Raw genomic sequence first — 19,165 nt, 5'->3', positions numbered from 1 at the left:
AAGGTTCGAAGAGGCCATCATGACAGTACCTATTGCCATCATCGGTGCCGGTATCGCCGGCCTTTCCGCAGCCCAAGCCCTGCAAAAGGCCGGGCAAGCCGTTCATTTGTTCGACAAAGGCCACGGCAGTGGCGGGCGCATGGCCAGCAAGCGCAGCGAAGCCGGTGCCCTCGACCTTGGCGCACAGTACTTCACCGCCCGCGACCGGCGCTTCGTCGAACAGGTGCAGCACTGGGTGGAGTCTGGCTGGGCCGAACAGTGGAAGCCTCAGCTGTACAACTACCGCGACGGTGAGCTCACCCCCTCTCCCGATGAACAGACTCGCTGGGTCGGCGTACCGCGCATGAGCGCCATCACCCGCGGCCTGCTCAAGGACGTGACGGTGAACTTTGGCTGTCGCATCGCCGAAGTGTTTCGCGGCAAACAGTACTGGCACCTGCAAGACACCGAGGGCTGCAGCCATGGCCCATACAGCCGCGTTGTGATCGCAGTGCCAGCGCCCCAGGCCACGGCACTGCTGGCCTCCACGCCCAAGCTCGCGGCAGTGGCCGCCGGTGTGGTGATGGAGCCGACCTGGGCCGTCGCCCTGGCCTTCCAGACCCCATTGGACACGCCGATGCAAGGCTGCTTCGTGCAGGACAACCCGCTCGACTGGCTGGCCCGCAACCGCAGCAAACCCGGCCGCGACGAGCACCTCGACACCTGGGTTCTGCATGCCACCTCGAACTGGAGCAAGCAGCACATCGACCTGTCCAAGGAAGAAGTGATCGAGCAGCTATGGGGCGAGTTTGCCGAACTGGTCGGCTGTGTGGTGCCGGCACCGAGCTTCGCCCTGGCCCATCGCTGGCTATACGCCCGGCCTGCCGTTAACCATGAATGGGGCGCCCTGGCCGATGCCGACCAAGGGCTCTACGCGTGTGGCGACTGGTGTCTGTCGGGCCGCGTCGAAGGCGCCTGGCTCAGCGGCCAGGAGGCTGCACGCCGGCTGCTGGAGCACCTCGAATAATCGGCACGCAAAGCTATACAGAAAATATTGCTTGCATAAGTTTGCAGCTATGTTGGAATAAACTTGTACACGCCTTCGTTCTTGTACAAGTTTATTTCGGAGATAGCCATGCCCGACGTCGCCGACAACCCCAAGCCTCGCATCGCCATCAGCGCCTGCCTGACTGGGCACAGCGTGCGCTACAACGGCGGGCACAAGGCCTCCGACCTGTGCCGCGAGCAATTGGAAGCGCACTTCGAATGGCGGCCGGTATGCCCTGAGGTAGCCATTGGCCTGGGCATCCCTCGCGACCCAATACGGCTGATCGGCAACCCTGAGCATCCTGCAGTGGTTGGCACGCGCAACCCCGACCTGGATGTGACAGCCCCACTGCAGCAGTACGGCGAGCAGATGGCCGGCGAACTGGATGACATCTGCGGCTATATCTTCATGCAAAAATCGCCCTCCTGCGGCCTGGAGCGGGTGAAGGTCTACCAGGACAACGGCCACCCCGCAGCGCAAGGCGGCACTGGTGCCTACGCGGCTGCATTCTGCGCCCTGCGCCCCGACCTACCGGTGGAGGAAGAAGGCCGCCTGCATGACCCGGTACTGCGGGAAAACTTCATCAGCCGCGTCTACGCCTACGCCGACTGGCAGCGTTTGCTGAAGGAAGGCATTAGCCGCGGGGCGCTGGTGCGTTTCCACTCACGCTACAAGTACATGCTGATGGCCAACAACCCGCAGGCCTATCGCCAACTGGGGCGCCTGCTCGGCAGCATGAGCCGGGACGACGACCCGAAATTACTCGGGGCACGCTATTTCAGCCAGCTGATGCAGGCCCTGCGCCGATGCGCCAGCCGAGGCACCCATGGCAACGTGTTGCAGCACTTGAGTGGCTATTTCAAAGATGCCCTGACGCAACAGGACAAGGCCGAGCTGCAGCACACCATCAACCAGTACCAACAAGGGATTGTGCCCTTGGTGGTGCCACTGACCTTGCTCAAGCACTATCTGCGCATACACCCAGACCCCTACCTGGAACAACAGGCCTACCTGCAACCACATCCCGACACGCTGGGGCTGCGCAATGCGGTCTGATGAACTGCTGCCCATCGGCGAACTGGCGCGGCGCACGGGCGTGAATCCGGTGACCCTGCGCGCCTGGGAGCGGCGCTATGGTTTGCTCAAACCGCAACGTACCGCCAAGGGCCATCGTCTCTACCCAAGCGATCAGGTCGAGCGGGTTGAAGCGATTCTCGCCTGGCTGCAGCGTGGCGCCTCGGTGGGCCAGGTGCGCGACTTGCTGGACAAGCCGACCACCATGGCGCCCCAGGGCGATTGGCAGGATCGTCAGTCGCAGCTCATCGAGGCCATCGCCAGCCTTTCCCTGCGCACCCTGGACCAGCAACTCAACCAAGCCATGGCGCTCTACCCCGCCATTACCCTGTGCGAGCAGCTTCTATTGCCGTTGCTGGACCGTTTGGCACTGCGTTGGCGAACGTATTTCAATGCACAGCTTGAGCAAGTGTTTTTCCACACCTGGTTGCGCAGCAAACTGGGCGCACGGGTCTACCACGACAACCTGCTGCTGCAAGGGCCTGCGGTGCTGCTCGCCGAAGATGCCGAGCACCCCTTCGACCCGAGCCTGTGGCTGTGTGCCTGGCTGCTGAGCAGCAACGGCATACCTGTTGAAATCCTTGAACAACCCGTCAGTGGCGCGCTGCTGCAGCGCGCCGCCAATGCCTTACGGCCCCGGGCGCTGCTGCTGCACCTGGGCCCGCGTATCGACGCCAAAGCGTTGCAGCACACCCTCCAAGGGATAAACGGGGTGAAGCTGATCGGAGGGGCCACGGTTGCCATTCATCAGGCTCAGTTGCAAGCGCTCGAACTTCCCGATTTGTATCTGTTCGATACTCCACAAGCAGCATTGCGTGTGCTGCAACATCCTCAACCCCAGCCTGCCGAGACGACCTCTCCATGCAATTGATCTGGCTGCGCACTGACCTGCGCATCGACGACAACACCGCTCTGAGCGCCGCCGCCGAGCGCGGCCCGGTAGTGGCCTTGTGGCTGGCCAGCCCGGGCCAGTGGCAGGCCCATGACGACGCGGCGTGCAAGATCGACTTCTGGCTGCGCAACCTACGCGATCTGCGCCATTCGCTGGACACGCTCAATATCCCACTGCTGATCCGCAAGATCGATACCTGGGACCAAGCCGCTTCCTGCGTACTCGAGGTCTGCCGTCAGCACGCCATCGAAGCTGTGCACTGGAACGATGAATACGGCATCGACGAGAACCTGCGCGACCAGGCCACTCGGGACCGCTTGGAAGCATCCGGCATCCAGGCCCATAGCTACCTGGACCAGTTGCTGTTTCGCCCCGGCACCATCCTGACCCGCGCCGGCGACTACTTCCAAGTGTTCAGCCAGTTCAAGAAAGCCTGCCTGGAGCACCTGCACCGAAGCCTGCCCGCACTGGCCCCACAGGTGAAACCGCAAGCGCCACTGAACATCAGCAGCGACCCGATCCCGCAACATATCGAAGGTTTCGACAAGCCGCCGCGCGCCCTCAGCGAGCACTGGCCCGCCGGGGAAGAAGAAGCCCAAGCGCGACTTGCACGTTTTCTCGACGACACCGTGGAGAATTACCAGCATCTGCGCGATCTACCCGCCGAGCCAGGCACCAGCCAGCTCTCGGCTTACCTCGCCGCTGGCGTGATTTCGCCCCGACAATGCCTGCACGCCGCGCTGGCCAGCAACCAGGGCGAGTTCGACAGCGGCAGCAGCGGCATCCAGACCTGGATAAACGAGTTGCTGTGGCGCGAGTTCTACAAGCACATCCTGCAGGGTTATCCACAGGTATCACGGCACCGTGCGTTCCGCGCGCATACCGAGGCCCTGCCTTGGCGCGATGCGCCCGAGGATCTGCAGGCCTGGAAAGAAGGGCGCACCGGTTTCCCGATCATCGATGCGGCCATGCGCCAGTTGCTGCACACCGGGTGGATGCACAACCGCCTGCGCATGGTCGTGGCCATGTTCCTCAGCAAGAACCTGCTGATCGACTGGCGCCAGGGCGAGCGCCATTTCATGCGCCACCTGATAGACGGCGATCTGGCTGCCAACAATGGCGGCTGGCAGTGGAGCGCCTCCACCGGCACCGACGCCGTGCCCTATTTCCGGTTGTTCAACCCGGTTTCACAGTCGCAGCGCTTCGACCCACAGGGGCGTTTTATCCGCCATTGGTTACCAGAATTGAGGGTACTCGATAATAAAACTATTCATCAGCCAGTGAAGTCGGCCGATCTTTTGTCTATTAATAGCTATCACAGTCCAATCGTCGATCTTGGAAGTAGTCGTCAGCGCGCACTGGAGGCTTTCAAAAACCTCCCGCGTCGACAGGAGCAGAGGGCAGTATCTTGATTAACTCACGAAGTTTCTGGGTTACGGGGGCGACCAATGGACTAGGTCTGGCCTTGGTTGAACGGTTGCTCGACCAAGGCCATCAAGTAGCCGCAAGCGCAAAGGATGACACTGCATTGGATGCATTGGCATCACGTCATGGCCGCAAGCTGTTGCGCCTGCCCTGGCAACTGCATGATGAGGAGCAGGCAAGCAGTGCTTGCCAGCAGCTTTGTGATGCCTGGGGATCCCTGGACAGCCTGATCATCAATGCGGGCACCAGTGATTACCTGGCTGACGATATGCCGGACGACGAACTGTTCGAAAGCATCGTCAGCAGCAACCAATTGGCTGGCGAAAACTGCCTGGCGAAGGTCTTGCCGTTGCTGGCAAAGGGTAAGTCACCGCAGGTGATGGCCATCTTCAACCGCTATTCGGCCTTGCAGCTCCATGCACCGACGCAAGTCACCGCGGGCTGGAACAACATGCCCCAGTGGCTGCGCGAAGAGCGCGAAGCGTTGGAAGGATGGGGTATTGCCCTGACCGTGGTAGCCCCGCAATCACTCAAGACCCCCGTGACTGCGGCACAGGCCGCCCCAGAAGCCTGGACGCCGCAGAGTGCGGCAGAGGAGCTTCTGCAGCGCTTACCACTGCGTGAGCCGGAACTGGTGCTGGAGGTATTGGACCTGAGCGTTCTATGGCCGTTGTCGCGCTGACAACCCACGCGGCAGGTTCACTGCCTGGCGCCTGGTGTTACTGCTGAAACGGCGAGACAGGGCTCGCCTCATGCCACAACGCCGGCAGAATGCTGCTCAGTGACTCGGGGGCGGCACTGCTCCAGAACGCTGCCGCGCGCGCGGGCCCTTGGGCCAGCAGGTCGCGCGCGGCCAGCAAGCGTTGCAGCTGCCGCGCCACAGCGGCGCCAGTGTCGATGATCGCCACATCCGCGGGCACCATCGTCGCCAGCAGTGGGCGCAGGAAGGGGTAGTGGGTGCAACCGAGGATCAGGGTGTCACAACCGGCAGCCAACAGCGGTTGTACATAACCTTGGAGCAGCTGACGCAACGGCTCGCTACTCAAGTCCCCAGTCTCGATCAACTCGACCAAACCAGGGCAAGGCTGGGTGATCACCTGCACATCGTTGGCGAAACGGTCGAGCAAGGCGGCGAACTTGGCACTTTGCAACGTACCCGTCGTAGCCAGCACGCCCACCACGCCGGAACGGGTAGCAGCGGCAGCGGGCTTGACGGCGGGCTCCATACCCACCAACGGCCAGTCGGGGTACAGCTCACGCAAATCCGCCGCTGCCGCCACCGTTGCCGTATTGCACGCCAGAACCAGAGCCTTGGCGCCTTGCGCCTGGAAGAACTCGGCAATGCGTCGGCAACGCTGTCGGATATAGTCGGGAGACTTCTCACCATACGGCACATGGCCACAGTCAGCCACGTAGAGCAGCGATTCGTTGGGCAGCAGCCGCTGGATCTCGGCGAGGACCGACAAACCGCCAACCCCCGAGTCCATCACGCCGACCGGCGCCGAACGCTCAAGCATCACGCTGGCCGCAAACGGCACAGGCCGGATCACGCTTGACCCGCAGCTCACGCAGGCGGGTGCCGAGGGCATCGATCAGCAGCAGGCGGCCCACCAAAGGCTCGCCGAAACCCGCCAGCAACTTCATCGCCTCCAGCGCCTGCAGGCTGCCGACCAGGCCGACCAGCGGGCCGATCACGCCAGCCTCGCTGCAGGTCAGCTCGGCTTCACTACCGTGGCCATACAGGCAGTGGTAGCAGGGGCTGTAGTCACGCCGTGGGTCGAACACCGAAAGCTGCCCTTCGAGGCGGATCGCGGCGCCGCTGACCAGCGGCTTGCCCTTGGCGAAGCAGGCCGCGTTGACCGCCTCGCGAGTGGAGAAGTTGTCGGAGCAGTCCAGCACCAGGTCCACCGCCGACACGGCAGCGGCCAGGGTGTCTTCGTCCAGTGCCTGGCGATGAGCCACCAGGTTGATCTCGGGGTTGATCGCCTGCAGGCGCTGCAACGCCGAATCGACCTTGGTCATGCCGACACTGTCGCTGTCATGCATGACCTGGCGCTGCAGGTTGGTCAGGTCGACGGTGTCGAAGTCGGCCAGGTGCAGCTCGCCCACCCCTGCCGCTGCCAGGTACAGCGCCACCGGCGAGCCGAGGCCGCCCAGGCCGACGATCAGTGCCTTGCTGCGCTTGAGCCGCAGCTGGCCGTCGATGTCCACCTGTGCCAGCAGAATCTGCCGGCTGTAACGCAACAGTTCCTGATCGCTCAACATAGCAAACGCCCCAAGGAAATACGTTCATGGCCGCCAAGGTCCATGCGGCTGGCAACCTCGATGAAACCCTGCCCGGCCAGCAGCTCACGCACGGCCGGCGCTTGGTCGTAACCATGTTCGAGCAGCAACCAGCCACCTGGCAACAGGTATTGTGGCGCCTGGCTGACGATCAAGCGCAGGTCGTCCAGGCCATCCACTCCGGCCACCAGCGCACTACTCGGCTCGAAGCGCACATCACCCGCGACAAGGTGCGGGTCTGCGGCGGCAATGTAGGGCGGGTTGCTCAGAATCATGTCATAGCGCTGCCCAGCCAGGCTGCCGAACCAGTGGCTGGCCAACACTTGAGCGTTGCCCAGGCCCAGGCGGTGCCGATTGCGCTCGGCCAGGGCCACTGCTTCCTCCACCCGGTCTACCGCAGTTACCTGCCAGGCCGGGCGCTCGCTGGCCAGGGCCAGTGCAATGGCGCCGGTGCCTGTGCCCAGATCGAGCACCCGCGCGGGCGTTGCCGGCTGCAGTTCGAGCGCCGTCTCGACCAGCAACTCGGTGTCGGGTCGAGGAATCAGCGTGTGGGGCGCGACCTCCAGGTCAAGCTTCCAGAAACCCTGCTGCCCCAGGATGTAGGCAACCGGCTCGCCGCCACGGCGTCGCGCCAGGTAGCTGGCGAACGTTTCGGCATCTTCGCTGCTGACGATACGTTCAGGCCAGGTGTGCAGGTAGCTGCGCGTCTTGCCGATGGCGGCGGCCAGCAGCAGTTCGGCATCCAGGCGCTCGGTCGGCGAGTCTGGCAACTGCGCGTTGCGCAGCAAGCTGGCGATGATGGTCATCAGTCCCCCAGGGCGGCCAGTTGGTCGGCCTGGTATTCGGCCAGCAAGGGTTCGATTACGGCGTCCACGCCACCGGCGAGTATGTCGTCGAGGGAGTACAAGGTCAGGTTGATACGGTGATCGGTGACCCGGCCCTGTGGATAGTTGTAGGTACGAATGCGCTCGGAGCGGTCGCCGGAGCCCACCAGCAGCTTGCGCTCGCTGGCGATGGCGTTCTGCGCGGCGCTGGTCTGCATGTCGTTGAGCTTGGCCGACAGCCAGGACATGGCACGCGCACGGTTCTTGTGCTGCGAGCGTTCTTCCTGGCACTCCACCACGATGCCGGTGGGCAGGTGGGTGATGCGGATCGCCGAGTCGGTCTTGTTGACGTGCTGCCCGCCGGCGCCGGAGGCGCGGTAGGTGTCCACGCGCAGGTCGGCCGGGTTGATCTCGATCGCCACCTGCTCGTCAGGCTCAGGCAGCACCGCCACGGTGCACGCCGAGGTATGGATACGGCCCTGGGACTCGGTCTCCGGGACTCGCTGCACACGGTGAGCTCCGGATTCGAATTTGAGCTTGCCGTACACACTGTCGCCTTCGACGCGGGCAATGATCTCTTTATAACCGCCGTGCTCGCCTTCGTTCTCCGAGAGAATCTCCAGGCGCCAGCCACGCCGCTCGGCGTAGCGCGAATACATGCGGAACAGGTCGCCGGAGAAGATCGCTGCCTCGTCGCCACCGGTGCCGGCGCGAATTTCCAGGAACACATTGCGACCGTCATTGGGGTCTTTGGGCAGCAGCATGCGCTGCAGCTGCGACTCCAGGCCGACCAATTGCTCCTTGGCTTCGCGCACTTCTTCCACAGCCATTTCGCGCAGGTCGGGGTCGGCATCCTTGAGCAGCGCCTGGGCCCCCTCAAGGTCGTCCTGCACCTTGCGCCAGCCTTGATAGGCGGCCATCACCGGCTCCACTTCGGCGTATTCGCGGGAATAGGCGCGGAAGCGGGTCTGGTCGGATATGACTTCGGCGTCACCAAGCAGCGCGGTGAGTTCCTCGAAGCGGTCCTGGAGCGTGTCCAGTTTGTTCAGCAGCGACGCTTTCATTGCGGGGATTTGTCCGTCGAGCCCTCGTTGAGGGCAAAGAGTTCCTGGGCCATGGCCAGCGCATCGAGGCGGCCCTCGGCCGAGAGCTTTTTCAGTTGCACGCTGGGCGCGTGCAGGAGTTTGTTGGTCAGCCCACGGGCCAACTGGGCCAGCACGTCTTCGGGGTTGCCACCGTTGGCCAGCAGGCGCTGGGCCTTTTGCAGCTCTTCGTCGCGAAGGCGTTCGCTCTGCTGGCGGTAGGCGCGCAGCACGTCCACCGCTGCCAGCTCGCGCAGGCGCAGCATGAAGTCCTCAGCACCCACCGACACCAGCTCTTCGGCCGCCTGGGCCGCGCCCTGGCGGCTCTTGAGGTTTTCTGCGACCACTTCGTGCAGGTCATCGACGGTGTACAGGTAGACGTCGTCGAGCTCGCCCACCTCTGGCTCGATATCGCGCGGCACGGCGATATCGACCATGAAGATCGGCTTGTGCCGGCGCTGTTTCAGCGCGCTCTCCACCGCGCCCTTGCCAAGGATCGGCAACTGGCTGGCGGTGGAGCTGATGACGATGTCGCTGTGGGCCAGTTCCTGAGGGATATCCGCCAGCAGCACGGCGTGGGCACCGAACTGCTCGGCGAGGATACTTGCCCGCTCGAGGGTACGGTTGGCCACGACGATACGGCGCACGCCCTGCTCATGCAGGTGGCGAGCGACCAGGGTAATGGTCTCACCGGCGCCGATCAGCAGCGCCTGGCTGCGGCCCAGGTCGCTGAAGATCTGCTTGGCCAGGCTGACCGCAGCGAAAGCGACCGACACCGGGTTCTCGCCGATAGCAGTGTCGGTACGCACCTGCTTGGCAGCGCTGAAGGTGGCCTGGAACAGGCGCCCGAGCAGCGGGCCGATGGTGCCGGCCTCACGCGCCACGGCGTAGGCCGACTTCATCTGACCGAGGATCTGTGGCTCGCCGAGCACCAGCGAGTCCAGGCCCGAGGCTACGCGCATCATATGCCTGACGGCATCGTGCTCCTCGTGGACGTAGGCACTGGCGCGCAGCTCATCCAGGCTAAGCCGGTGGTACTCGGACAGCCATTGCAGGACAGCGTCGGCAGACAGGTGATCCTGCTCTATATAGAGCTCGCTACGGTTGCAGGTGGACAGGATCGCCGCCTCGCGGCTGGCGGTCAGTCGGCAGAGCTGCTGCAGGGCGTCGACCAGCTGCTCTGGGGTAAACGCCACGCGCTCGCGTACGTCTACCGAGGCAGTCTTATGGTTGATACCAAGTGCAAGAAAGGCCATGCAAGGTCGCTGGTTGTGACGGGAAGCCGATAATTGTCCTCTTTCGCAGGTTTTAGAACAACCACCGTTCGCTATTGAGCTGATAGCACCTGCTCGCCCGACCTGCTTTCACGCTGAGACCAAAGCCGGCAAGCCCGCCGAGCACCCTGTCGGAGCCGGCTTGCCGGCGATGCAGACACCGCGGTCATGGCACCGGCTTCGCCGGTGATCGCCGGCAAGCCGGCTCCCACAAAGCCCGTGTCGGAGAAGGGAATATTTCCTACGAAATAAGGAATGCAATGACAACTTTCGATACATTCAAAGCGATTTATTCCTCAAGCTTGTAGCCCATTTCTGAAATACAGTCCCAGCTATTGCCCTCTCTCAATTCGATGCCTAGCCTTGCCCCTCACTGACCGGGCCAAGTCTCCCGCCAGCAGATAGACAAGCTCAAGTATTACGAGATCGTCCTCAAAGAAGTGATCATTGCCGACTACACCCAAAGCGCTGCCGATGGCGTCCCCATTGAGGTGGTCCAACTCGATTACGGCCGAATCAAGACTACCTATACCCAGCAGAAACGTATCGATGGCTCCGGCGGCGGCAACATCGCCGGCGGTTGGGACCGGATCGGTAACAAGAAACACGCGTGAGGTATTGCCATGTCTGAAGCCCGCGCGCTCATCAATTCCAGGATGCAGAACTATCACACGCTCAAGGCCGGCCTTGCCCTGACCGGGCATGCGGCCAGCAAGTTCGATGTGTTGAACTCGCATATTTACAACACTGTAGTCAAAAGCGGCGAACTGGTCATCATGGGGGATTGGTCCACGCCCTCTTGCACCAGCCACGAGGCCTTCCTGATGCCCAAGGCCGCCGTCACGCACATGGGCTTGATGCGCAGCGGGCAGGGGGCTGACGAATTTTTTCTGGAGAATTTCGAGCTGCTCAAAACCCTGCTTGCCCATGCCTCAATGGGTGCGGGCGTGGTCAGTGATGGCTGGAGCAGGCATCTGAAGGCCATTCAGGACACGTTGCTGGAGATTGAAAAGCTGCATAAGGAGTATCTCGGGTCCGGCACGCTCAAGGCGCGTGACCAGTTTTATGCAAGGCGTGCAGCGCTGTTCATGAGGCTGGATGAACAATTGAGCAGAGTGGCGGGATTCGGGGCAGGTGTGCGCAATAGAGGGTCGATCAAAAGGGCGCTGGCCATCTCCACGAAGCGTTACCTGCATTCGCAGGAGATTGCAGGGTATGCGGATAAAGTTGCGGGAGTGGGACGAGCTGCCAAGCTGATAAAAAAAGGCACATACCTAGGTATCGCATTGGAGGTTGCGGGTACAGGGCTAGACATCCATGAGGCTTGCACCCTAGGTCGCGAAGATGAGTGTAGAAGGGCAAAGTACGTAAAAGGTACATCCTTGACAGGCAGCGTAACGGGCGGATGGATTGGAGCCACTTATGGCGGGGCTCTTACCACCAGCATTTTGCCTTGCTCTTGGAGTACCTACAGGTGGCACAGGCGCCCTTGCCTGTGCCGTCATAGGCGGAGCTTTAGGGGCAGCAGGTGGCGCCGAACTTGGTAGTGCAGGGGGTGAGGCGTTAGGCGACATACTGTATGAAAAGGTGGGGCATAGATGAGCACTACAACCGGCGCTGTTGCTTTTATCATCTTGGCTGCCATGGCAGCAACAATATGCGCATCACTCTATGTAGCAGTTAAGCACCTTGAAAGGGTTGAGTCATTACTGGCGAATTGCACCTTTGTCACAGGCAACAGAAAAACGCTTTCACAAGCCGGCCTGTTTGGAAAAGTTATGCGTATGCTGTCGATCTCGCTAGCACTTACATTTCCAAAAGCCTACGCAAGGAAAGGCTTGCTTGACCTTAACGAGGTCGCGAACTTCCCCAATCGAATTAAAAAAACGCTGATCCTACTGGGGGCCATGCATCCGATACTCATTGGATCACTGATCGCCTTCCGTATCTGGCTACATATACTTGATCCAAGCCACACCTGATAATCTTACAGAAATGTCGAGTCGCTTCTAATCAACTGCAAACTCATCAGCGACAATAAAAAATATACGCCGAGCTTGGTTTTATCGGGATAAGTTTTTCGATTTGGAACAATACCTCTAATACTGACCTTCTTAAAGCCTACGCACGTAAAGGCCTCGTGGACATTAGGGAAGTAAACCCAGTATCCAGCCACACAAAGCAGTCTCTTAACAGACTGGCCGTTGCGTGCTTAGCGCTCTTTTTCGCCCTTTTATTATTTAGAGCATGCCTTTATTTCGCCCACCATCATCAAGGCCTTTGAAAACCAACACCCAAGCCCAGACATAAGCCCCCGAGACTGACTCCGAACCTATCGTCCACTCCTGCTGTCCGACCCTTGCACCTGATTGCTGTAGACCACGACCTTCGCAGGTGGGTTTGCCCCCGCGCTTGTGTCATCATGCTCCGACCGCCGGTAAGTCTTCTAAGCCTCCTTATATGAACAGACCTTACGCATTGCTGCTTGCCTTCGCCCTGCTTCAGGGCTGCCAGAGCCTGGCCCCGAAAAGTGCCGAGCCTCCCGTCGCCGAGGCCGGCCAAGGCGAGGCGCAAAAGCCCGTGGTGTATGGGTCGTTCACGCAAGACACGCTGTACAGCCTGCTGGTCGCGGAACTGGCCGGGCAACGCAACCGTTTCGACATCGCCCTGGCCAACTACACCGACCAGGCCGCCAAGACCCAGGACCCTGGCGTTTCCGAACGCGCCTACCGTATTGCCGAGTATCTCGGCGCTGACGAGCCGGCCCTCGACAACGCGCTGGTCTGGGCACGCAACGATCCGCAGAACCTCGACGCCCAGCGCGCCGCCGCCATCCAGCTGGCACGCGCCGGTCGCTACGACGACTCCATGACGTATATGGAGAAGGTGCTGCAAGGCCAAGGCGACACCCACTTCGATTTCCTCGCCCTGTCGGCTGCCGAAACTGACCAGAGCACCCGCGACGGCCTGATGCAGAGTTTCGACCGCCTGCTGACCAAGTACCCCAACAACAGCCAGCTGGTATTCGGCAAAGCGTTGTTGCTGAATCAGGACGGCAAGGCGCAAGAAGCCCTCGAACTGCTTGAAGCTCACCCGGCACAAGACGGTGAAATTGCCCCGATTCTGCTGCGCGCCCGCCTGCTCCAGGCTCTTGACCGCGGCTCGGAGGCCCTGCCGCTGCTGCGCGGGGCGATCCGCGACAACCCCGACGACAAGCGCCTGCGCCTGACCTACGCGCGCACGCTGGTCGAGCAGGACCGAATGGCAGACGCCAAGGCCGAGTTCATCAGCCTGCTCCAGGAGTATCCCGATGACGATGAGCTGCGCTACTCCCTGGCACTGGTGTGCCTGGAGAACAAGGACTGGGACGAAGCCGAAATCTATCTGCGCGAGTTGATCGAGCGCGACAGCAACGTCGATGCCGCGCACCTCAACCTGGGCCGCATCGCCGAGGAACGCCACGATCCGGCCGGCGCCTTGCGCGAATATGCCCTGGTCGGCCCGGGCCCCGATTACCTGCCAGCGCAACTGCGCCAGGCCGACATTCTCATCGCCAATGGCCGCGGCAGCGAAGCCTCGCGCCAGCTTGCCGCAGCCCGTGAAGCGCAGCCGGACATCGCCGTCCAGCTCTACCTGATCGAGTCGGAAAGCTACAGCAACAACAACAAGGACGCCCAGGCCAACCAGGTGCTGCAGCAAGCCCTGCAACACTACCCGGACGACCTCAACCTGCTTTATACCCGTGCCATGCTGGCCGAAAAGCGCGACGACCTGCCGCAGATGGAAAAGGACCTGCGCGCGATCATCGCCCGCGAGCCGGAAAACGCCATGGCCTTGAACGCCCTGGGCTACACCCTGGCCGACCGTACCACCCGCTATGCCGAAGCCAAGGCGCTGATCGACAAGGCCCACCAGCTCACCCCGGACGACCCGGCCGTGCTCGACAGCCTCGGCTGGGTTGCCTATCGCCTGGGCAACCTCGACGAGGCCGAACGCTACCTGCGCCAAGCCCTGGAGCGCTTCCCCGACCATGAAGTGGCCGCCCACCTGGGTGAAGTTTTGTGGGCCAACGGCAAGCACCGCGAAGCCCGCCAAGTCTGGGCCAAGGCCTTCGAGGCCCAGCCTGACAGCCCTATCCTGCGCAAGACCGTTTTGCGCCTGACCGGATCCGAGACCCTTTAACGCCATGTTTTTGCGCCATTGCATCACCTTCACCCTGATCGCCCTGCTGGCCGGCTGTGCCGGCTTCGGGAGCCGCGAAGCCCTGCAGGGGCACGGCGACCCACAGCAGTGGCGCGCCCATAAAGAGCAGCTGAGCAGCCTCGATGGCTGGCAGATCAACGGCAAGGTCGGCATTCGCGCCCCGCGCGACTCCGGCAGTGGCACGCTGTTCTGGCTGCAGCGCCAGGATTACTACGACATCCGCCTGGCCGGCCCGCTGGGCCGGGGCGCCGCACGCCTGACCGGCCGCCCTGGCGGCGTAGTGCTGGAAGTGGCCAACCAGGGCCGCTTTGAAGCCACCAGCCCCGAGGCCCTGCTGGAAGAACAACTCGGCTGGCAGTTGCCGGTTTCGCACCTGGTCTGGTGGGTGCGCGGCCTACCCGCCCCCGACAGCAAGAGCAAGCTCACCCTGGACGGTGACAGCCGCCTGGCCAGCCTCGAGCAGGATGGCTGGCAGGTGCAGTACCTGAGCTACACCGAGCAGAACGGCTACTGGTTGCCCGAGCGCCTGAAGCTGCACGGCAAGGACCTGGACGTGACCTTGGTAGTCAAGGACTGGCAACCACGCCAGCTGGGGCACTGATCGATGCACAAGCTCACCCTGCCCGCCCCGGCCAAGCTCAACCTGTGGCTGCACATCATCGGCCGCCGCCCCGACGGCTACCACGAGCTGGAAACCGTGTTCCAGTTCCTCGACCACGGCGACGAGCTGAGCTTCGCTCGGCGTGACGACGGCGTGATCCGCCTGCACACCGAAATCGAGGCTGTCCCCCACGACAGCAACCTGATCGTGCGTGCCGCGCGCAAATTGCAGGAACAGTCCGCAACAACGCTGGGCGCCGACATCTGGCTGACCAAGGTGCTGCCCATGGGCGGCGGCATCGGTGGTGGCAGCTCGGATGCCGCCACCACCCTGCTGGCTCTGGCGCATCTGTGGGGCCTGGACTGGGATGAAGATCGCCTGGCGGCCCTGGGCCTGACCCTAGGCGCCGACGTGCCGGTGTTCGTGCGCGGCCACGCTGCGTTCGCCCAGGGCGTGGGCGAGCAACTGACCCCCGTCGACCCAGAAGAGCCCTGGTATGTCGTGCTGGTGCCGCAAGTGTCTGTCAGCACAGTAGAAATTTTTTCACATCCGCAGTTGACACGTGATTCCCTCCCCCTTAAGATGCGCCCCGTTCCCGAGGGAAACAGTCGAAATGACTGCCAACCGGTGGTAGAGCAGAGTTACCCAGAAGTTCGCAATGCGTTGAATTCGCTGGGTAAATTCACAAATGCTCGGCTTACCGGAACTGGAAGTTGTGTGTTTGGGGCCTTCCCAAGCAAAGCCGAAGCTGATAAAGTTCTGGCCCTTCTTTCAGCGACCCAAACAGGGTTTGTGGCGAAAGGAAGCAATATTTCGATGTTGCATCGTGAGCTGCAAAGTCTGATCAAGAAGTCGAGTGCCTAGCGCTCGCAGCAACAGATACAGGGGCGTCGCCAAGCGGTAAGGCAGCAGGTTTTGATCCTGCCATGCGTTGGTTCGAATCCAGCCGCCCCTGCCATTTTCCTTATACTCATCCAGGTATACCCTCAGCCTTCAGGTACTGCGCGTGTCCAAGATGATGGTCTTTACGGGGAACGCTAACCCCGATCTGGCTCGGCGTGTCGTACGTCAGCTGCATATTCCACTGGGTGATGTTTCTGTCGGTAAGTTCTCCGACGGCGAAATCAGTGCTGAGATCAATGAAAACGTTCGCGGTAAGGACGTGTTCATCATCCAGCCAACCTGTGCCCCTACCAACGACAATCTGATGGAACTGGTCGTGATGGCTGATGCCTTCCGCCGCTCCTCTGCGTCGCGAATCACTGCTGTGATTCCTTACTTCGGATACGCCCGCCAGGACCGCCGTCCGCGTTCGGCACGTGTAGCCATCAGCGCCAAAGTCGTCGCTGACATGCTCACTGTCGTGGGTATCGACCGTGTTCTCACCGTCGACCTGCACGCTGACCAGATCCAGGGCTTCTTCGATATCCCCGTCGACAACATCTACGGCTCGCCCGTACTGGTCGACGACATCGAAGACCAGCGTTTCGAGAACCTGATGATCGTCTCCCCGGACATCGGTGGTGTCGTGCGCGCACGTGCCGTCGCCAAGTCCCTGGGTGTCGACCTGGGTATCATCGACAAACGCCGCGAAAAGGCCAATCACTCCGAAGTGATGCACATCATCGGTGATGTCGAAGGGCGCACTTGCATCCTGGTAGACGATATGGTCGATACCGCCGGCACCCTGTGCCACGCGGCCAAGGCCCTGAAAGAACACGGCGCTGCCAAGGTTTACGCCTACTGCACGCACCCTGTCCTGTCGGGCCGCGCGATCGAGAACATCGAGAAGTCGGTACTGGACGAGCTGGTGGTGACCAACACCGTTCCGCTGTCCGCCGCTGCTCAAGCCTGTGACCGTATCCGCCAGCTGGATATCGCACCGGTTGTCGCTGAAGCGGTACGCCGCATCAGCAACGAAGAATCGATCAGCGCGATGTTCCGCTAAGCGGAACACGTGTTGATGTGAAGCGCCCCGCCCCAGCATTCGTTGGGGCGGGGCTTTTTTGCCATCCCCGTTGGCGCTGGTCGCAAACGCCCTCGGGAGGCTATTTTGGAGAAACAAAATGACTGATTTCACTCTGAACGCCCAAGCGCGTACTGACCTGGGGAAAGGTGCGAGCCGCCGCCTGCGTCACTCCGCCAACATCCCTGCCGTTGTCTACGGTGGCGATAAAGAAGCTCAATCCCTGACCATCGTGGCCAAGGAAATCGCCAAGCTGTTCGAAAACGAAGCTGCCTTCAGCCACGTTATCGAGCTGAACGTCGATGGCGCCAAGCAGAACGTCGTGGTCAAGGCCATGCAGCGCCACCCAGCCAAAGGCTTCATCATGCACGCCGACTTCGTTCGCGTCGTTGCTGGCCAGAAGCTGACCGCTGTTGTTCCAGTGCACTTCATCAACGAAGAAGCACCGGTCAAGAAAGGCGGCGAGATCTCGCACGTTGAATCGCAGATCGAAGTTTCCTGCGAAGCCAAAGACCTGCCAGAGTTCATCGAAGTCGACCTGGCCAATGCTGAAATTGGCACCATCATCCACCTGTCGGACCTGAAAGCTCCGAAAGGCGTAGAGTTCGTCGCTCTGGCCCACGGTGATGACAAAGCTGTTGCCAACGTTCACGCACCACGCGTTGCTCCAGAAGCTGAAGCAGGCGCCGCTGAGTAATCCACTCGCGCGCCGGTGTTGATCGGGTTACAGTGCCGCGCACCGTAACCCACCAACTCCAAGGAAGAGCCCCTACGTGACCGCCATCCAGTTGATCGTCGGCCTGGGTAACCCCGGCCCCGAATACGAACAGACCCGGCATAACGCAGGGGCTCTTTTCGTTGAACGCATTGCCAGCGCCCAGCGCGTCTCCTTGACCGCTGACCGCAAGTATTTCGGCCTGACGGCTAAATTCAGCCATCAGGGCAACGACGTTCGTCTGCTCATCCCCACCACCTACATGAACCGTAGCGGTCAGTCCGTGGCGGCTTTGGCCAATTTCTTCCGGATCAAACCGGAGGCCATTCTGGTGGCGCATGACGAACTCGACCTGCCGCCAGGCGTCGCCAAGCTCAAGCGCGGCGGTGGCCATGGTGGGCACAACGGCCTGCGCGACATCATCGCGCAGCTCGGCAACCAGAACGACTTCCACCGCCTGCGGCTTGGCATTGGCCACCCGGGCGACGCCAAACTGGTCTCCAACTTCGTCCTGGGCCGCGCGCCGCGCGCCGAGCAGGAGAAGCTCGACGCCAGCATCGATTTTGCCCTCGGCGTGCTGCCGGACGTGCTCGCCGGCGATTTCGCCAAGGCGATGCGCGAGCTGCACAGCCAGAAGGCCTGATTTCCTAGAGAGGGGAATACCCATGGGTTTCAATTGCGGCATCGTCGGCCTGCCCAACGTCGGCAAGTCCACCCTGTTCAACGCCCTGACCAAGTCTGGCATCGCGGCGGAGAACTTCCCCTTCTGCACCATCGAGCCGAACAGCGGCATCGTGCCGATGCCCGACGCGCGCCTGGCGGCGCTGGCGGAAATCGTCAAGCCCAACCGCATCCTGCCGACCACCATGGAGTTCGTCGACATCGCCGGCCTGGTAGCCGGTGCCTCAAAGGGTGAAGGCCTGGGCAACAAATTCCTCGCCAACATCCGCGAGACCGACGCCATCGCCCACGTGGTGCGCTGCTTCGAAGACGAGAACGTGATTCACGTTTCCAACAGCGTCGACCCCAAGCGCGACATTGAGATCATCGACCTGGAGCTGATCTTCGCCGACCTCGACAGCTGCGAGAAGCAACTGCAGAAGGTTACCCGCAATGCCAAGGGCGGCGACAAGGAAGCCCTGGCGCAGAAGGCCATCCTGGAAAAACTGATCCCTCACTTCACCGAAGGCAAGCCGGCGCGCAGCCTGATGAAGAACATGGCTGACGACGAGAAGGCCGTCATCCGTGGCTTCCACCTGCTGACCAGCAAGCCGGTGATGTACATCGCCAACGTCGCCGAAGACGGCTTCGACAACAACCCGCACCTGGACGTGGTCAAGGCCATCGCCGAGGAAGAAGGCGCGGTCGTGGTGCCGGTGTGCAACAAGATCGAAGCTGAAATCGCCGAGCTCGACGACGGCGAAGAAAAGGACATGTTCCTCGAGGCCCTGGGCCTGGAAGAACCTGGCCTGAACCGCGTGATCCGCGCCGGTTACGAGCTGCTCAACCTGCAGACCTACTTCACTGCCGGCGTGCAGGAAGTACGCGCCTGGACCGTCCGCGTCGGCGCCACCGCGCCACAAGCCGCTGGCGTGATCCACACCGACTTCGAAAAAGGCTTCATCCGCGCCGAAGTGGTGGCCTATGACGACTTCATCCAGTTCAAGGGTGAAGGCGGTGCCAAGGAAGCCGGCAAGTGGCGCCTGGAAGGCAAGGACTACATCGTCAAGGACGGCGATGTGATGCACTTCCGCTTCAACGTATAACGCTACACCCGCGACGCCCCCTTCGCCGGCTTA

The 19,165-nt window shown here is 61.8% G+C and carries 18 protein-coding genes, 1 tRNA gene and 2 pseudogenes; 16 read left to right on the top strand and 5 right to left on the bottom strand.

The window, feature by feature from the left end; genetic code table 11:
- Positions 1-19 precede the first annotated feature (19 nt).
- The 5 genes from KU43P_RS04050 to KU43P_RS04030 all read left to right on the top strand — a co-directional run bounded on the left by KU43P_RS04050 (position 20) and on the right by KU43P_RS04030 (position 5,100).
- The gene (locus KU43P_RS04050) at positions 20-1,006 is read left to right on the top strand and encodes an NAD(P)/FAD-dependent oxidoreductase (protein WP_317661158.1); all 987 of its coding nucleotides are present in this window, start codon (positions 20-22) and stop codon (positions 1,004-1,006) included.
- Positions 1,007-1,114: 108 nt separating this feature from the next.
- Entirely contained in the window at positions 1,115-2,083 is a 969-nt protein-coding gene (locus tag KU43P_RS04045) for a YbgA family protein (RefSeq protein WP_317661157.1), read from the top strand.
- Positions 2,073-2,972: a MerR family transcriptional regulator gene (locus KU43P_RS04040; RefSeq protein ID WP_317661156.1), complete on the top strand. Its 900-nt coding sequence runs from the start codon at positions 2,073-2,075 to the stop codon at positions 2,970-2,972. Before KU43P_RS04045 ends, KU43P_RS04040 begins: the two co-directional genes overlap by 11 nt.
- Entirely contained in the window at positions 2,963-4,405 is a 1,443-nt protein-coding gene (gene phrB / locus KU43P_RS04035) for a deoxyribodipyrimidine photo-lyase (protein WP_317661155.1), read from the top strand. Before KU43P_RS04040 ends, phrB begins: the two co-directional genes overlap by 10 nt.
- Positions 4,402-5,100, top strand: coding sequence for an SDR family oxidoreductase (locus tag KU43P_RS04030; protein ID WP_317661154.1), 699 nt, complete (start codon positions 4,402-4,404; stop codon positions 5,098-5,100). The genes phrB and KU43P_RS04030 overlap by 4 nt, the downstream gene beginning before the upstream one ends.
- Before the next feature lie 37 nt (positions 5,101-5,137).
- Here the strand turns inward: KU43P_RS04030 and murI are convergent, their stop codons facing one another.
- The 5 genes from murI to hemA are packed head-to-tail and all read right to left on the bottom strand — an operon-like array spanning position 5,138 to position 9,863.
- Positions 5,138-5,935, bottom strand: a complete 798-nt coding sequence (gene murI, locus KU43P_RS04025) for a glutamate racemase (protein WP_317661153.1) — start codon at positions 5,933-5,935, stop codon at positions 5,138-5,140.
- Positions 5,928-6,683 (bottom strand): molybdopterin-synthase adenylyltransferase MoeB, encoded by a 756-nt coding sequence (locus KU43P_RS04020; RefSeq protein ID WP_317661152.1) that lies wholly within the window; start codon positions 6,681-6,683, stop codon positions 5,928-5,930. The genes murI and KU43P_RS04020 overlap by 8 nt, the downstream gene beginning before the upstream one ends.
- Positions 6,677-7,507 carry a peptide chain release factor N(5)-glutamine methyltransferase gene (gene prmC, locus KU43P_RS04015; RefSeq protein ID WP_317661151.1) on the bottom strand — a complete coding sequence of 277 codons (831 nt, stop codon included), beginning with the start codon at positions 7,505-7,507 and terminating at the stop codon, positions 6,677-6,679. The genes KU43P_RS04020 and prmC overlap by 7 nt, the downstream gene beginning before the upstream one ends.
- Positions 7,507-8,589, bottom strand: coding sequence for a peptide chain release factor 1 (prfA, locus tag KU43P_RS04010; RefSeq protein WP_317661150.1), 1,083 nt, complete (start codon positions 8,587-8,589; stop codon positions 7,507-7,509). Before prfA ends, prmC begins: the two co-directional genes overlap by 1 nt.
- Positions 8,586-9,863, bottom strand: coding sequence for a glutamyl-tRNA reductase (gene hemA, locus KU43P_RS04005; RefSeq protein ID WP_317661149.1), 1,278 nt, complete (start codon positions 9,861-9,863; stop codon positions 8,586-8,588). The genes prfA and hemA overlap by 4 nt, the downstream gene beginning before the upstream one ends.
- 422 nt (positions 9,864-10,285) lie before the next feature.
- Between hemA and KU43P_RS04000 the strand changes: the two are divergent.
- The 11 genes and pseudogenes from KU43P_RS04000 to ychF form a co-directional block, all read left to right on the top strand.
- Positions 10,286-10,495, top strand: a pseudogene (locus KU43P_RS04000) (type VI secretion system tube protein Hcp); the annotation flags it as partial.
- Positions 10,496-10,504: 9 nt separating this feature from the next.
- A pseudogene (locus KU43P_RS03995) lies at positions 10,505-11,483 on the top strand (hypothetical protein).
- Positions 11,480-11,863, top strand: a complete 384-nt coding sequence (locus tag KU43P_RS03990) for a hypothetical protein (protein ID WP_317661148.1) — start codon at positions 11,480-11,482, stop codon at positions 11,861-11,863. The pseudogene KU43P_RS03995 and the gene KU43P_RS03990 overlap by 4 nt, the downstream one beginning before the upstream one ends.
- Before the next feature lie 478 nt (positions 11,864-12,341).
- Positions 12,342-14,063, top strand: coding sequence for a tetratricopeptide repeat protein (locus KU43P_RS03985; RefSeq protein ID WP_317661147.1), 1,722 nt, complete (start codon positions 12,342-12,344; stop codon positions 14,061-14,063).
- A gap of 4 nt (positions 14,064-14,067) precedes the next feature.
- Positions 14,068-14,685 (top strand): lipoprotein insertase outer membrane protein LolB, encoded by a 618-nt coding sequence (gene lolB / locus KU43P_RS03980; protein ID WP_176512172.1) that lies wholly within the window; start codon positions 14,068-14,070, stop codon positions 14,683-14,685.
- A gap of 3 nt (positions 14,686-14,688) precedes the next feature.
- Positions 14,689-15,549, top strand: coding sequence for a 4-(cytidine 5'-diphospho)-2-C-methyl-D-erythritol kinase (ispE, locus tag KU43P_RS03975; RefSeq protein ID WP_317661146.1), 861 nt, complete (start codon positions 14,689-14,691; stop codon positions 15,547-15,549).
- A gap of 19 nt (positions 15,550-15,568) precedes the next feature.
- Positions 15,569-15,643, top strand: a tRNA-Gln gene (locus KU43P_RS03970).
- Positions 15,644-15,691: 48 nt separating this feature from the next.
- Complete coding sequence (locus KU43P_RS03965) at positions 15,692-16,633, top strand: ribose-phosphate pyrophosphokinase (protein WP_016391678.1); 942 nt, start codon at positions 15,692-15,694, stop codon at positions 16,631-16,633.
- A gap of 118 nt (positions 16,634-16,751) precedes the next feature.
- Positions 16,752-17,348: a 50S ribosomal protein L25/general stress protein Ctc gene (locus tag KU43P_RS03960; protein ID WP_317661145.1), complete on the top strand. Its 597-nt coding sequence runs from the start codon at positions 16,752-16,754 to the stop codon at positions 17,346-17,348.
- A 76-nt stretch (positions 17,349-17,424) separates the two neighbouring features.
- A complete protein-coding gene (pth, locus tag KU43P_RS03955; RefSeq protein ID WP_008099045.1) occupies positions 17,425-18,009 on the top strand; it encodes an aminoacyl-tRNA hydrolase in 585 nt (194 codons plus the stop codon).
- A gap of 22 nt (positions 18,010-18,031) precedes the next feature.
- Complete coding sequence (gene ychF, locus KU43P_RS03950; protein ID WP_008099042.1) at positions 18,032-19,132, top strand: redox-regulated ATPase YchF; 1,101 nt, start codon at positions 18,032-18,034, stop codon at positions 19,130-19,132.
- Positions 19,133-19,165: the final 33 nt, after the last annotated feature.

This window comes from Pseudomonas sp. KU43P, from assembly GCF_033095865.1.
Classification (GTDB): domain Bacteria; phylum Pseudomonadota; class Gammaproteobacteria; order Pseudomonadales; family Pseudomonadaceae; genus Aquipseudomonas.
This window is presented reverse-complemented; position numbering and strand designations above follow the sequence as displayed.

Bases quoted from the DNA above. Each gene is read 5' to 3' on its own strand.
- KU43P_RS03985 (WP_317661147.1), top strand. From the start codon at position 12,342: ATGAACAGACCTTACGCATTGCTGCTTGCCTTCGCCCTGCTTCAGGGC.
- ispE (WP_317661146.1), top strand. From the start codon at position 14,689: ATGCACAAGCTCACCCTGCCCGCCCCGGCCAAGCTCAACCTGTGGCTG.
- KU43P_RS04040 (WP_317661156.1), top strand. From the start codon at position 2,073: ATGCGGTCTGATGAACTGCTGCCCATCGGCGAACTGGCGCGGCGCACG.
- ychF (WP_008099042.1), top strand. From the start codon at position 18,032: ATGGGTTTCAATTGCGGCATCGTCGGCCTGCCCAACGTCGGCAAGTCC.
- murI (WP_317661153.1), bottom strand. From the start codon at position 5,935: ATGCTTGAGCGTTCGGCGCCGGTCGGCGTGATGGACTCGGGGGTTGGC.
- prfA (WP_317661150.1), bottom strand. From the start codon at position 8,589: ATGAAAGCGTCGCTGCTGAACAAACTGGACACGCTCCAGGACCGCTTC.
- KU43P_RS04050 (WP_317661158.1), top strand. From the start codon at position 20: ATGACAGTACCTATTGCCATCATCGGTGCCGGTATCGCCGGCCTTTCC.
- hemA (WP_317661149.1), bottom strand. From the start codon at position 9,863: ATGGCCTTTCTTGCACTTGGTATCAACCATAAGACTGCCTCGGTAGAC.
- phrB (WP_317661155.1), top strand. From the start codon at position 2,963: ATGCAATTGATCTGGCTGCGCACTGACCTGCGCATCGACGACAACACC.
- KU43P_RS04020 (WP_317661152.1), bottom strand. From the start codon at position 6,683: ATGTTGAGCGATCAGGAACTGTTGCGTTACAGCCGGCAGATTCTGCTG.
- lolB (WP_176512172.1), top strand. From the start codon at position 14,068: ATGTTTTTGCGCCATTGCATCACCTTCACCCTGATCGCCCTGCTGGCC.
- KU43P_RS03990 (WP_317661148.1), top strand. From the start codon at position 11,480: ATGAGCACTACAACCGGCGCTGTTGCTTTTATCATCTTGGCTGCCATG.
- prmC (WP_317661151.1), bottom strand. From the start codon at position 7,507: ATGACCATCATCGCCAGCTTGCTGCGCAACGCGCAGTTGCCAGACTCG.
- KU43P_RS04045 (WP_317661157.1), top strand. From the start codon at position 1,115: ATGCCCGACGTCGCCGACAACCCCAAGCCTCGCATCGCCATCAGCGCC.
- KU43P_RS03960 (WP_317661145.1), top strand. From the start codon at position 16,752: ATGACTGATTTCACTCTGAACGCCCAAGCGCGTACTGACCTGGGGAAA.